A 13,577-nucleotide genomic window follows, 5' to 3' on the forward strand; every position below is an offset into this window, starting at 1 on the left:
GGCAGATCCCATCGTCTGGTCTGACGACCGATGTGGCGGGCGCCACTACCGTCGATGACGTGACTGTGATCGTGACCGAAAGCCTGAGCAAGCGGTACCCGCGGGTGACCGCCTTGGACCGGCTCTCCCTTGACATCGCCCCCGGCGTAACGGGCCTGGTGGGTGCCAACGGTGCCGGCAAGTCCACCCTGATCAAGATCCTTCTCGGACTGGCCCCCGCCACCGAAGGGACCGCGCACGTCCTCGGCCTGGACGTGACCAAGGACGGCGGCACCATCCGTGAGCGGGTCGGCTATATGCCCGAGCACGACTGCCTGCCGCCGGACGTCTCGGCCACCGAATTCGTCGTGCACATGGCCCGGATGTCCGGTCTGCCGCCGGCCGCCGCCCGTGAGCGCACCGCGGACACCCTGCGCCACGTCGGCCTCTATGAGGAGCGCTACCGCCCCATCGGTGGCTATTCGACGGGTATGAAGCAGCGGGTGAAACTGGCCCAGGCGCTGGTCCACGACCCCCAGCTGGTGTTCCTCGACGAGCCCACCAACGGCCTCGACCCGGCCGGGCGGGACGAGATGCTCGGCCTGATCCGGCGCGTTCACACCGACTTCGGGATCTCCGTCCTGGTGACCTCCCATCTCCTCGGTGAGCTGGAGCGCACCTGTGACCATGTCGTCGTCATCGACGGCGGCAAACTGCTGCGCTCCTCCTCGACCGATGAGTTCACGCAGGTCACGGCCTCGCTGGCGGTCGAGGTCACGGACACCGACACCCACCCGGACGGCACCGGAGCGCTGCGCGCGGCCCTGGCCGCCGCGGGAGCCAACGTGACCACCGGCGCCGCAGGCTCGGAGAGCGTCGCCTCCGCCGGGCACCTCCTGTATGTCGAGGCGGCCGGTGAGGAGACCTACGACCTGGTGCGGGACACCGTTGCCGGACTCGGGCTCGGCCTGGTCCGGATGGAACAGCGCCGGCACCAGATCGCCGAGGTCTTCCGCGACGCGGACGCGGAGCACGCCACCCCCGCCACCGCAGGCGCCCCGAGCGCCCCGTATGCCACCCAGGACGGAGGCGCCCACGATGTCGCCTGAGCCCATGACGCCGGCGTCCACGACGCCCGTATCCACCGCGCCGGGCGGCGCCTATATCCACAACATCGGCTACCGCCACTACGACGGCCCCCGCCTGGGCCGTGCCTACGCCCGCCGGTCGCTCTTCTCGCAGAGCCTGCGCGGCGCCTACGGTCTGGGCCGTTCTGCCAAGAGCAAGGTGCTGCCGATGCTGCTCTTCGCGGTGATGTGCCTGCCTGCCGCGATCATGGTCGCGGTGACGGTGTTCACCAAGGCCGCCAGCCTCCCGGTCGGCTACTCCCGCTACGCCGTCTACCTCCAGGCCGTCATCGGCCTCTATCTGGCCGCCCAGGCCCCGCAGTCGGTCTCGCGCGATCTGCGCTTCAAGTCGATACCGCTGTACTTCTCCCGCCCCATCGAGCGGGGCGACTATGTGGCCTCGAAGTTCGCGGCGATGGCGAGCTCCCTGTTCATCCTCACGGGCGCCCCGCTGGTGGTCCTCTACGTCGGGGCGCTGCTGGCGAAGCTCGACTTCGTCGACCAGACCAAGGGGCTGGCGCAGGGACTGGTCTCCGTGGTGCTGCTCTCGCTGCTGTTCGCCGGGATCGGCCTGGTCGTCTCCGCGGTCACGCCCCGCCGGGGCTTCGGCGTCGCCGCCGTGATCGCCGTACTCACCATTCCCTACGGTGCGGTGAGCGCCGTCCAGGGGATCGCCTTCGTCCAGGGCAACGAGGCCGCCGTCGGCTGGCTGGGGCTGTTCTCCCCCATCACGCTGATCGACGGTGTGCAGTCGACATTCCTCGGCGGCACCAGCTCCTTCCCCAACGGCCTGGCGCCGTCGACCGGTGCCGGATTCGTCTATCTCCTCGTCACGCTGACCGTCATCGCCGGCTGCTATGCCCTGCTGCTGCGCCGCTACAGGAAGGCCGGACTGTGACCGCCCCGCGCCGCCGGCTCCCCTCGGCCGGGACCGCCGGCCCGACCACCACCCTCCGAAGGAATGGGCTGCGCCCATGAGCACTCTCACCATCGACCATGTCTCGCGCTGGTTCGGCAATGTCGTCGCCGTCAACGACATCACGATGACCATCGGCCCCGGCGTGACCGGCCTGCTCGGCCCCAACGGCGCCGGCAAGTCCACTCTCATCAACATGATGGGCGGCTTCCTCGCGCCCTCCAACGGCTCCGTCACCCTCGACGGGACGACGATCTGGCGCAACGCCGGCATCTACCGCCACATCGGCATCGTCCCGGAGCGCGAGGCGATGTACGACTTCCTCACGGGGCGCGAATTCGTCGTCGCCAACGCGGAGCTGCACGGCCTCGGCCGCGCGGAGGCGGCCAGGGCGCTGGCTACCGTCGAGATGGAGTCCGCCCAGGACCGCAAGATCTCGACCTACAGCAAGGGCATGCGGCAGCGCGTGAAGATGGCTTCCGCGCTGGTCCACGACCCGTCCGTGCTGCTGCTCGACGAGCCGTTCAACGGTATGGACCCGCGGCAGCGGATGCAGCTGATGGAGCTGCTGCGGCGGATGGGCGACGAGGGCCGTACGGTCCTGTTCTCCTCGCACATCCTCGAAGAGGTCGAGCAACTCGCCTCGCACATCGAGGTGGTGGTGGCCGGACGCCATGCCGCGTCCGGAGACTTCCGCAAGATCCGCCGGCTGATGACGGACCGCCCGCACCGCTATCTGGTCCGGTCCGACAACGACCGGGCACTGGCCGGTGCGCTGATCGCCGACCCCTCGACGGCCGGCATCGAGGTGGACCTCGCCGAAGGCGCACTGCGCATCCAGGCGGTCGACTTCGGCCGCTTCACCGAACTCCTGCCGCGGGTCGCCCGCGACCACGGCATCCGCCTTCTGACGGTCTCGCCCTCCGACGAGTCGCTGGAATCCGTCTTCTCCTACCTCGTAGCGGCCTGAGGCCTGAAAGGAGCCCTGACGCATGTCCACGACCACTACGACGGCCCCGCCCGTAAGTCCCGGCGCGCCCAAGGCCTCGTTGTTCCACCCGACCGTCGCCCGGCTCACCTACCGTGCCCTGCTCGGCCGGCGCCGGGCCCTGATCCTCTTCGCGCTGCCCGCCCTGCTGGTGGTGCTCGCGGTGGCCGTCCGTGTGCTGGCCGGTGCCGACGATTCCACCGCCGGCGGCATCCTGGGCGGCTTCGCGCTGGGCACGATGGTGCCGCTGATCGGTGTCATCGCCGGTACGGGCGCGATCGGCCCGGAGATCGACGACGGCTCGGTGGTCTACCTCCTGGCCAAGCCGGTGTCCCGGCCGACGATCATCTTCACCAAACTCCTGGTCGCGATAGGCGTCACGGTCGTCTTCTCGGCCGTCCCCGTCCTGCTTGCCGGCTTCCTCCTCAACGGCAACAGCCAGCAGATGGCCGTGGGGTACGCCGTGGCGGCGGCCATCGCCTCGGTCGCCTACAGCGCCCTGTTCCTCCTGTTCGGCACGATCACCCGGCACGCCGTCGTGTTCGGCCTGGTCTATGCGCTTGTCTGGGAGGCGCTGGTAGGCACCCTCGTCCCGGGCGCGAAGACGCTCAGCGTCCAGCAGTGGGCGCTGGCGGTCGGCCAGAAGGCGGCCGCGGAGGGCGCGATCACCTCCGATGTCCAACTGCCCGTGGCAATCAGCTTGTTGGTGGCCCTCACGGCCGCCGCCACCTGGTATGCCTCCCGCCGTCTGAAGGCGCTCACCCTCGCGGGCGAGGAGTAATGACGTCCGGGCGGGGCGTGGGTGTGGGTGGAGGGGACGCGGGGATCCCCCCAAGGGGCGTCCGGCGGATCAGGGCCGGACAGGAGCCCAGGGCCCTAAGCCCCGCCACCGCCGCTCCCGGCGCCCTTCTGGCGGTCGTTGAACTCCCGGACGTTCCGCAGATGCGCTTGGTAGTCGGCGGTGAAGCGGGTGTCGCCCGGTTTGACGGTGACGAAGTAGAGCCAGTCGCCGGCGGGCGGGGCGCCGGCCGCCTTCAGCGCGTCCGCCCCGGGATTGTCGATCGGCGTCGGCGGCAGGCCCTGGTACCGGTAGGTGTTGTACGGGCTCTTGGTCCTGGTGTCGGCGTGGCTGGTGTGGAGCGTGCTGCGGCCCAGCGCGTAGTTGATCGTCGAATCCATCTGTAGCGGCATGTGGTGCGCGAGCCGGTTGTCGATGACCCGGGCGACCTTGCCCATATCGGCCGGCCGGTCCGCCTCGGCCTGCACGATGCTGGCGATGATCACCGTCCGGTAGGAGGCGATGCCGTCATCGGCGAGCCGCTGGTTGGCGGTTTTGACCATGTACGAGAGCAGCGACGCCGGGGTGGTGTCCGCGTCGATGGGATAGGTCGCCGGGAAGAGATACCCCTCCGGATTGCCCTTCGCCTCGTCCGGCAGCGTCAGATGCGCGCTCTTGGCGGCCTTAGCGGTGGAACCGGCGGGCCGGTGCAGGGCCTTGTCGGCGGCGGCGTAGATCTGTGCGGCCCGCTGCCCCTCCGGGACGGTCAGCGTCTGTTCGGGCCGCAACCCGCGCAGCAATCGCGGCAGCAGCAGAACGGCAAGGACAACCAGGACACACAGCACCGCCACGACAATGAGCCGGCCGGTGCGGGAGAGCCGCGGTCCTGGCCGGCGAACGGTGCGCTGAACATCGCTCATGGGGGGCACGGTAGGCGAGGCCGGAGAGGGGCGGGGCGGCCGCTCCCGGATCGTTGCCGACAGCGGAGATCATTCACCACCTCGCCACGCAGCGGCCACCCGCGGCGCTGCGGGGCCCCGGCCTCGTACGTTCCTGCCCCGCACCGGACGCTCCGTACAGGACGCCCCCCACGGAACACCCCGCAGAGGGACGCCCCGTACGGGTACGAGGGCCCGGTCGCCGCGCATGCCGCCAGCCGGGCTCTACCCCCACACGCCGCACACCCGCCGACCCACCGTCACTGCCGACCCACCGTCACCGCCGGTCCACCGTCACCGCCGGTCCACCGTCACCGCAGGCCCACCGTCACCGCCGGTCCACCGGTCACCGCAGGCCCACCGTCATCACCGGTCCGCCGGTACCCCGATCCGCTGGTCCCGCCCCGCGCCCACGGCCAACAGGGCCAGGCCGGCGCAGACCACGATCAGCAGGGCGAGGGGGACGGTCCAGCCGTTGGTGGCCTGGTGGACGGCCCCCAGGACGAGAGGACCGGCGGCAGCCAGGAGGTACCCGCCGGTCTGGGCCATGCCGGAGAGGCGGGCAGCGGTGTGGGCGCTGTCGGAGCGCAGCACCATCATCGTCAGGGCCAGGCCCAGCGCGCCGCCCTGCCCGACGCCGAGGAGCGCGGCCCACAGCCAGGCACCGGCCACCGGTGCCACCAGCAGACCGATGACGCCGCAGGCCATCAGCGCGGACACCGCCACCCCCAGCAGCCGCTGACGCCGCATCCGCCCCGCGAGCATCGGCACGATGAACGAACCGACCATCTGCACCAGCGTGCTGAAGGCGAAGACCAGGCCCGCCTCGCCCTTGCCCATGCCGTGGTCGGTGAAAATCGTCGGCATCCAGGCGATGATCACGTACGCGATCAGCGACTGCGAGCCCATGAAGAAGGTGACCTGCCAGGCCAGCGGGGAGCGGCTCAGCTTCGGCCCGTCCGCGCCGACGTGCAGCGGGGTGGCCGCGGCCGCACCGTGGCGAGTGCCCCGCCGGGCCATGAGCGTCTGAGGGATCCAGACGACCGCGGCGACAGCGGCCAGCAGCGACCAGGAGGCCAACGCCCCCTGCCAGCTGCCGAGCGCACTCTCCAGCGGAACCGCGGAGGCGGCCGAGACGGTCGCCCCCAGGATCATCGCGGTCGAGTACAGCGCCGTCATGCCCGCGGCCCGTTCCGGGAAGTCCCGCTTGATCAGGCCCGGCATCAGCACGTTCAGCAGGGCGATGGAGGTACCGACCACCGCACACCCGGCGAACAGCGCGACCACCGGCGGGGCGATCCGCAGCACGATGCCGCCGCAGAGTGCCACCAGCGCCGCGCACAGCGCCGCCTCGGTTCCCCAGCGGCGGGCCAGCTTCGGCGCGACGATCGAGCCGAGGCCCATGAAGATCAGCGGGATGGTCGTCACCAGGCTGCTGGCGGTCGCGGTCAGCTGGAAGTGCCGGCCGATCTCGCTGAGCAACGGCGAAACCCCGGCCAGCGCCGCCCGCATATTGAGCGCGGCAAGGACGATTCCGGCCATGACCAGGGCCGGGTGAGCCCGCAGCCGTCGGCGGGCCGCGGCGACCGGCGCTGCCGCGACCAGATCTGCCTCAGCGTCTATCAAGGGTGCTTCGGGGCTGGGCCCTGCCATACGTGCGTACCTCGCCAAGAGTGGTGTGCGTTCGGGATGGAGATCGGTGTTCAGGGAGGAAAGAAAGGAGAGCAAAGAGAAGGACAGGGAAGGACGGGGAAGGCCAGAGAAGGGCAGGAGGGGAAGGGACAGGAGGGGGCAGGAGGGGGGGCAGGAGAGGACAGGAGAGGCGGGACGGGGCACGAAAAGCAACGGAGAAACGGGGGGAGGGAATTGAGGGGGAACGGGGAAGTGCGGGAGGGGCTTCAGTGGGTGGTCAGCAGGGCCTCCACGGCCCGCATCGGCTTCTCCAGCACGTCTCGGATGGCCTGTTGAGCGGCCTCCGGGTCGCCCGCCGCGATCGCGTCCAGCACCGCGACGTGATCGCCGTGCACGATTTCCGGCATCGCCCGGTCGTCGAGATAGCTGACCAGCGATTCCCGCACGGAGCTGCTGAACCAGCCGTATGTCGCCGTCAGTGCGGTGTTGTGCGCGGCCTCGACGACGGCCTTGTGGAAGGCGATGTCGTGATCGGCGTAGAGCTCCAGGCTGTCGGAGTGGGGCCGCCCCGCCGCGTCCGCCAGCTCGGCCTGGGCGTCCAGGGCCGCCCGCATCCGCTCCAGGTCGGCGGGCTGATGGCGCAGCGCGGCCAGCCGGGCGGCCTCCGCCTCCAGGGCGATCCGCAGCTCCAGGACGTCGCGGATACCGGCCCGCTGGACGCCGCGCATGATGTCGCCCGGATCCGTGGTGGAGACGACGAAGGTGCCCTCGCCCTGCCGTGAGCGGAGCATTCCGGCGTGCACGAGCACCCGCACCGCCTCACGGACGGTGTTGCGGCCGACCTGGAGCTGCTCGGCGAGCGCGTGCTCGGTGGGGATACGGGACCCCACCTGCCACTCCCCGGCCGTCAGCTGGGACCGCAGGGTGTCGACGACGGTGTCCACGAGGGAGTGCCGTCCCGCCGCCTGCAGCGCCATGTCCCCTCCGCTCCCTTGCTCCCTTGTCCCCGCACCTTGCCCGGTCATCCTACAACTGATGCATTCATCGTACACGGAAGTACCGGAGGTGACGGACGGAGCAGCGGGAACAGGGGGAGAGCAGGGGAGAGCAGGGGAGCAAGGCGAGCACCTCGCCAGGCGAGGGCCTGCCGGGCATCGCCCCCTAGAGGCGGGGCGTGCGGCAGGCCCTCCCGGTCTCACAGCCCGATGTCCCGCTCCTGGATGTCCGCGAGGGATTCGCGCCGTACGAGAAGGCGGGCATGCCCTTCGGTGACGGCGATGACCGGTGGCCGGCCGACGAGGTTGTAACCGGAGGCCATGGAGAGGTGGTACGCGCCGGCGACGGGAACGGCCAGCAGATCGCCGGGCCGGATGTCGCCGGGCAGCGGGACCTCGGCGGCGAGCACGTCACCGGCCTCGCAGTGCCGTCCGACGACGGTGACCGGTTCCGGCGCGGCGGACGGGCGGCGGCCGATCAGCCGCGGCGCATAGCGCACCCCGTACAGCGCGGGCCGCGGGTTGTCGCTCATCCCGCCGTCCACCGCCACGAAGGTGTGCGCACCGGTCCGTTTGACGGCCAGCACCCGGTAGAGGGCGACACCGGCCGGGCCCGCGATGGCGCGGCCGGGTTCGACCGCGAGCCGTGGCACCGGCAGCCCGGCCGCCGCGCAGCCGCCGGCGAGTTCGGCGCGGATCTTGGTACTGAGGGAGGGGAGATCGAGCGCGGGCTCGCCGGGGCGGTAGGCGATGCCGTGGCCGCCCCCGAGGTCCAGCTCGGGCAGGGTGACGCCGTGCTGCTCGTGGATCCGGGCCAGCAGGCCGATCAGCCGGCGTACGGCCGACAGATAGGGCTTGACGGTGGTGATCTGTGAGCCCAAGTGGCAGTGCAGGCCTACCAGTTCGAGGCGCGGCTGGCTGAGTACCCGTGCGATGGCGTGCTGTGCGGAGCCGTCGGCGATCGACAGCCCGAACTTCTGGTCGTCGGTCCCGGTACGGATCTTGGCGTGGCCGCCGGCCGCGATGCCCGGAACGACCCGGATCAGTACCCGCTGCCGGCTGCCCGCAGGGGCCGCGGCGGCCAGCCGGGCGATCTCCGAGGTGCTGTCGATGACGATCCGTCCGACGCCGAGCCGTAGCGCGGCCCGCAGGTCGGCCGGGCTCTTGGCGTTGCCGTGCAGCACGATCCGCTCGGGCGGGAAGCCGGTGGTGACGGCCAGTTCCAGCTCGCCGGCCGAGCAGACGTCCAGGCCGAGCCCCTCCTCGTGCACCCAGTGCACCATGGCGCGGCACAGGAATGCCTTGGCGGCGTAGCAGACATCGGCATCGGGGAAGGCCCGTAGGTAGGCGCGGCAGCGGTGGCGCACTTCGTCCTCGTCCAGGACGTAGGCGGGGGTGCCGAAGCGGTCGGCGATCTCGGTGAGCGGGACGCCGCCCACGGCGAGGTCGTCATGGCCGAGCGGTGCCGCGGACCGGGGCCAGATGGACAGCGGCTCGCCGGCGGACGGTGATTCACTGCCGGCCGACGGCTCACTGCCGCGCGGCAGCTCGCTGCCGGGAAGCGGCCCGCCTCCGGGTGACGGCGGGGCGGCGGTCCGCGGCGGGGGCGCCATGGTCGTGGCCGACGCCGGGTCGCCGGCCCCGTGGGCGGTCGGTGGCAGGGTGCGGTGGCTCATGGTGGTTGCCCCTCCCTCAGACGGCCCGTAGGTGGTGACCACGGGGGATGTCGGGGGCGAACCGTGGATCGACGGTCAGGACCGTCGCTCCGACGGGTTCGGCCAGCGCACGCAGCGCGGGCTCGGAGAGCCTGACCCAGGGCTGGTCGCTGCCGAGGGCCGCGGCGAGGCGCTGGGGTGAGGTGAAGCCGACGGCGGTACGGCCGCCGAGCGGAGTGCGGAACAGGCGGGCCGTGCAGCCCGCGGGGCCCGACCGGACAGGGACGAAGAGAAGCCCGGCCGGGACACGATCGGCAGGCTCGGGATCTTCCGCGTACAAGAGGTGGGACACGGCGTTGCTCCTCGAACAGGACCACGGCCCCGGACCGGTGGGTAACGCGTACGCCGGGGCTCGGCCCTGACGCTATTCCCGGGGAAGGCGGCACTCCGCCGGCCGCTGACGCGTCATTGACGGGTTGTGGCCCCTACTTGACGCGATGCTGCTGCTCGGTGGCCGATTGTGCGGCGGCGGTGACGCTGAGGCGTGACCCGTACGGGCCGGGAACGCGTTCCGGAGCCGATCCGGGCCCGGGCCAGATCCCGGCCCCCCCCGCAACGTCCCGCATCCATTGGCCCCCAACGCCCCCAACGTCCCCCGACAGGCGCCGCAGCACGGCTCTTCCGTATCCACATGCCCCCGGAGCGTCCCGCCTCCGCCGGCCCGTCCGTCTTCCGTGGACCGCCGCGCTTGACCTTGACACTGTGGAAAGCACTCCACTGGAAGGCGGCATGTTCAGCATCGGAGATTTCGCCCAGTACGGCCGTGTGTCGGCCCGCATGCTGCGCCACTACGACGCGATCGGACTGCTGCGCCCGGCCCGTACCGACCCCGTCAGCGGCTACCGCTTCTACGAGGCGGCCCAGCTCGCCCGGCTCAACCGCATCATCGCGCTCAAGGACCTCGGATTCAGCCTCCAGCAGGTGGGGGCGATCCTGGCCGAGGAGGTGAGCGTGCCGGAGCTGCGCGGCATGCTGCGGCTGCGCCGGGCGGAGCTGGAAGCGTCGCTGGCGGCGGCGGGTGCGCGGCTGGCGCAGGTCGAGGCGAGGCTCCGGACGATCGAGAGTGAGGGACGCATGTCTGCCGACGATGTGGTGGTCAAACGCACCGGAGCGGTTCTGCTCGCGGAGCTGAGCGGGGTCGCCGCCAGTTACGGGCCCGAGGACATCGGGCCGGTCATCCAGCCGCTCTACGGGGAGCTGTGCCGACGGCTGGAGACGGCAGGGGTGACCCCGGCGGGGCCGGGGCTGGCGTACTACGAGGACGCACCGGAGACACCGGCAGCAAAGACACCGGAAGCGGAGACGTCGGAAGCGGAGACCCCGGCAGCAGAGACACCAGAAGTGGAGACACTGGCAGCAACGACACCGGAGAAGCACGGTCCCACCTGGTCCCGGGAGGCCATCGTCGTCCACGCGGGGATCGTGATCACCGAGGAGGCCTTGGCCAAGGCCGGTGCCATCGCCCACGTGACGCCCGGCCGCCCCGGCACCACCTCCGCCACCCCCACCCTCACCCCCCCACCGGCCTCGGCTTCGACGTCGTCACCCTCCCCGCCCTCGACTGCGCCGCGACGGTGGTGCACCGCGGCCCGATGAGCCGGATTCTGCCGACCGTCCAGAATCTCGCGCACTGGATCGACGCCAACGGCTACCGCTCCGCCGGGTACGCCCGCGAGCTGTATCTGGAGTGTCGGATCAGGAGAAATGGGTCACCGAGATCCAGGAGCCGGTGGTCAGGGCCTGAAGCTCTCCGCGTCGCCGCCCTGGCGTGCCGTGACCGTGTTGCCGCCCTGGCATGCCGTGACCGTCTCCGCGAACGCCACCGCCGCCGGGCTCAGCGCCTCCCACCGGCGTACCGCCCAGCCGGTGGCCAGTGGGGGCAGCGCGGCGATCGGGACCAGCCGCAGCGCCGGGTGGGCGGCGGCCTGGAGGCCCGGCAGTTGGGGAACGACCGCAGGGCCGACGCCGAGTTCGGCCAGCAGCAGGGCGGTGTCCCAGTCGGCGACGCTGGTGGTGCTCGGGGGTGGCACAGGGCCGGCTTCCCCTTGGCCGAGGTGACCGTCGAGGCGCATACGGGACGTGGAGTTCTCCGGGAGCCGGATGTGCCGGATACCGGCCAGCTCCTCGGGCTCGATCCGCTCCCGGCAGGCGAGCGGGTCGTCGGCGCGCACGGCGAGCACCCACGGCAGGCGGACCACCGGATGCTGCTCGATGCCGGCGACCGGCGGGCCGATGGTGATCCAGGCCAGCTCGGAATCGCCGTCCGCGACGGCCTCGAAGCAGCGGCGGCTGGAACTCTCGGTCCGGAACTCCAGGTTGACGTGCGGATGGCGGGCGCGGAAGGCGACCACCGCCTCGGACATGAAGTGCCGGACGGTCGTGGCGCCGGTGGTCACCCGGACCGTGCCGCCGTCCCCCGCGCGCAGATCGGCCAGCCGGCGCAGCGCCAGATCCAGGCCGCCGATGCTGTCCGCGGCCGCGCGGTGCAGAATCCGGCCCGCCTGGGTCGGTGCCACACCGCGCGGTTGGCGCTCCAGCAGACCGATGCCCGCCTCCCGTTCGAGGCGTTTGATGCGCTGGCTGACGGCCGACTGGGTGCAGCCGAGATCGCGGGCGACGGCGCTGAGGCTGCCCGCCTCGCAGACGGCGACGAAGGCGCGCAGATCATCGAGGGTCACCCGCGTACGGTATGCCTCAACCCAAGCTATTACTAAGGGATTTGGAAGAAGACCAGAGGATTGACTTGGGTGTGGGGTGCAGCGAAGCTCGTCACAGGGCCCAGGGCGGCAACCCGGAACCGCGTACGGCCGTACGGTTCCGGGTGCCGACCCGCACCGGTCGTTCTCCCTATACCCCCGCGCCCTTCCGCACCGGAGCGGCCGCCATGCCATCCCGTACCGGAGCGGCCGCCGTGCCCTCCGCGGAGCGCTCGGCCGGACCGCCGTCGCCGCCCTCCCCGCGCCGTACCACCGCAAGGACCAGCAGCCCGCCCGCCAGGGCCACCACCCCGGAGATCAGCATGATGTCCGTCAGCCCGGAGACGTACGCGGCCTTGACCGCCGTACGGGAGCCGCCGGGCCGTGCGGCATCGTGCAGCGCGGTGGCGAAGACGGTGCCGAGGACCGCGATGCCCAGCGCGTAGCCCAGTTGCCGGAAGGTGTTCACGGCGCCGCTGGCCATGCCCGCCCGCTCCGGGGGCGCCGCGCCGAGCGCCGCCGAGACCAGGACCGGCATCGCCATGCCGATGCCCAGCCCGCTCACCGCGAGTCCGGGGACCAGCGCCGCCCAGCCGGAGTCGTCGTCCAGCAGCGCGCACGACAACAGCGCGCCCGCGCCCACCAACAACAGACCCACACCGACCGGGAGTTGAGGTGCCATCCGCTGGAGCGCCCGCCCGCCCAGCGCCCCGACCAGCAGCGACATCAGCGCCATCGGTGTCACCGAGAGACCCGCCTGCACCGGGCTCAGCCCGACGACGTTCTGCACCCACAGCCCCACGAACGTGAGATACGGGAACGCCGCGGCCTGGAGCAGCAGCGCCGCCGCCAGCAGCGCCGCGAACGACGGCCGGCGCAGCAGCCGCAGGTCGAGCAGCGGCCGGCGCACCCGCCGCTCGATGACGAGGAAGACCAGCAGCGCGAGCACCGCGCCGCCGAGCGAGGCGAGCGTCCCGGACTCCGTCCAGCCCCGCTCACCGCCGCGGATCAGCCCGTATGTCAGCGCGCCCGCGCACGCCGTGAAGGACGCCGCACCCGGCCAGTCGATACGGGCGACGGGGGCCGTCCCGGCCGCGTTCGTCCGAGACTTCGTTCGAGACCGGGCGAGGTCGCCGTGCGACTCCTGGACCCGGCGCAGGGTGATCCACACCGCGACGGCGGTCAGCGGCAGATTGACCAGGAAGATCGCCCGCCAGTCCACGTACTCGGTGAGCAGACCGCCCAGTACGGGGCCGAGCGCGGCCGCGGCCCCGCTGGTGCCACCCCAGACACCGAACGCCACACCACGGTCCCGGCCCTGATAAGCGGCCATCAGCAGCGGGGTGTTGGTGGCGAACATCGCCGCCGCGCCGATGCCCTGCACGGCGCGGGCCGCGACCAGGGTGCCCGCGTCCGGGGCCAGACCGCAGGCCAGCGAGGCGAGCGCGAACAACGCCAGTCCGGCCACGTACAGCCGGCGCCGTCCGAAGAGGTCCGCGGCCGAGCCGGCCACCATCAGCAGCGCGGCCAGCGCCAGCGCGTAGATGTCCATCACCCACTGGAGCGAGGTGAAGGAGGCGCCCAGACCGTCGGCTATCCGCGGCAGCGCGGTGTTCACGATCGTCACATCGACCAGCAGAAGGAAGTTGCCGAGGGTGATGGCGACCAGCGGCCACCACTTCCCACCCCGTCTCCCCTCCGGACCCGCAATCGGACCGGCCTCCGGCCCGGCATCCGGCCCACCGCCCGGTCTCCCGCCCGTGCCCGTCGCCCGGCCGCCCGCCGCGGTCCCCCGCTCCGGTGCGCTCACCAT

12 protein-coding genes are annotated in these 13,577 nt (G+C 71.7%); 5 read left to right on the forward strand and 7 right to left on the reverse strand.

Annotated features, from left to right (window positions below; all coding sequences use genetic code 11):
- Positions 1-32: 32 nt before the first annotated feature.
- The 4 genes from K7C20_RS19440 to K7C20_RS19455 all read left to right on the forward strand — a co-directional run bounded on the left by K7C20_RS19440 (position 33) and on the right by K7C20_RS19455 (position 3,791).
- Complete coding sequence (locus K7C20_RS19440; protein WP_048828661.1) at positions 33-1,088, forward strand: ABC transporter ATP-binding protein; 1,056 nt, start codon at positions 33-35, stop codon at positions 1,086-1,088.
- A gap of 4 nt (positions 1,089-1,092) precedes the next feature.
- Entirely contained in the window at positions 1,093-2,004 is a 912-nt protein-coding gene (locus K7C20_RS19445; RefSeq protein WP_030075865.1) for an ABC transporter permease, read from the forward strand.
- Positions 2,005-2,080: 76 nt separating this feature from the next.
- The gene (locus K7C20_RS19450; protein WP_053210268.1) at positions 2,081-2,992 is read left to right on the forward strand and encodes an ABC transporter ATP-binding protein; all 912 of its coding nucleotides are present in this window, start codon (positions 2,081-2,083) and stop codon (positions 2,990-2,992) included.
- 79 nt (positions 2,993-3,071) lie between these two features.
- Entirely contained in the window at positions 3,072-3,791 is a 720-nt protein-coding gene (locus tag K7C20_RS19455) for an ABC transporter permease subunit (protein ID WP_053210271.1), read from the forward strand.
- Positions 3,792-3,886: 95 nt separating this feature from the next.
- On the opposite strand, the gene mltG is transcribed toward K7C20_RS19455, so the two are convergent.
- From mltG to K7C20_RS19480, 5 genes are all read right to left on the reverse strand, one after another.
- Entirely contained in the window at positions 3,887-4,708 is an 822-nt protein-coding gene (gene mltG / locus K7C20_RS19460) for an endolytic transglycosylase MltG (RefSeq protein ID WP_048828662.1), read from the reverse strand.
- A gap of 384 nt (positions 4,709-5,092) precedes the next feature.
- Positions 5,093-6,379 carry a CynX/NimT family MFS transporter gene (locus K7C20_RS19465; protein ID WP_053210269.1) on the reverse strand — a complete coding sequence of 429 codons (1,287 nt, stop codon included), beginning with the start codon at positions 6,377-6,379 and terminating at the stop codon, positions 5,093-5,095.
- 245 nt (positions 6,380-6,624) lie between these two features.
- A complete protein-coding gene (locus K7C20_RS19470; RefSeq protein WP_053208530.1) occupies positions 6,625-7,335 on the reverse strand; it encodes a FadR/GntR family transcriptional regulator in 711 nt (236 codons plus the stop codon).
- Between the two features lie 218 nt (positions 7,336-7,553).
- Positions 7,554-9,029: a diaminopimelate decarboxylase gene (lysA, locus tag K7C20_RS19475; protein WP_245170946.1), complete on the reverse strand. Its 1,476-nt coding sequence runs from the start codon at positions 9,027-9,029 to the stop codon at positions 7,554-7,556.
- Between the two features lie 16 nt (positions 9,030-9,045).
- A complete protein-coding gene (locus K7C20_RS19480; RefSeq protein ID WP_030075874.1) occupies positions 9,046-9,360 on the reverse strand; it encodes an SAV_915 family protein in 315 nt (104 codons plus the stop codon).
- 437 nt (positions 9,361-9,797) lie between these two features.
- On the opposite strand from K7C20_RS19480, the gene K7C20_RS19485 reads away from it, so the two are divergent.
- Positions 9,798-10,664, forward strand: a complete 867-nt coding sequence (locus tag K7C20_RS19485; RefSeq protein WP_078952841.1) for a MerR family transcriptional regulator — start codon at positions 9,798-9,800, stop codon at positions 10,662-10,664.
- 137 nt (positions 10,665-10,801) lie between these two features.
- Here K7C20_RS19485 and K7C20_RS19490 read toward each other — a convergent pair whose 3' ends face one another.
- Both K7C20_RS19490 and K7C20_RS19495 read right to left on the reverse strand, forming a co-directional pair.
- Positions 10,802-11,746 (reverse strand): LysR family transcriptional regulator, encoded by a 945-nt coding sequence (locus K7C20_RS19490; protein WP_048828664.1) that lies wholly within the window; start codon positions 11,744-11,746, stop codon positions 10,802-10,804.
- Between the two features lie 169 nt (positions 11,747-11,915).
- Positions 11,916-13,577: an MFS transporter gene (locus tag K7C20_RS19495; RefSeq protein ID WP_053208531.1), complete on the reverse strand. Its 1,662-nt coding sequence runs from the start codon at positions 13,575-13,577 to the stop codon at positions 11,916-11,918.

The sequence above is a fragment of the Streptomyces decoyicus genome, assembly GCF_019880305.1.
Classification (GTDB): Bacteria; Actinomycetota; Actinomycetes; order Streptomycetales; family Streptomycetaceae; genus Streptomyces; species Streptomyces decoyicus.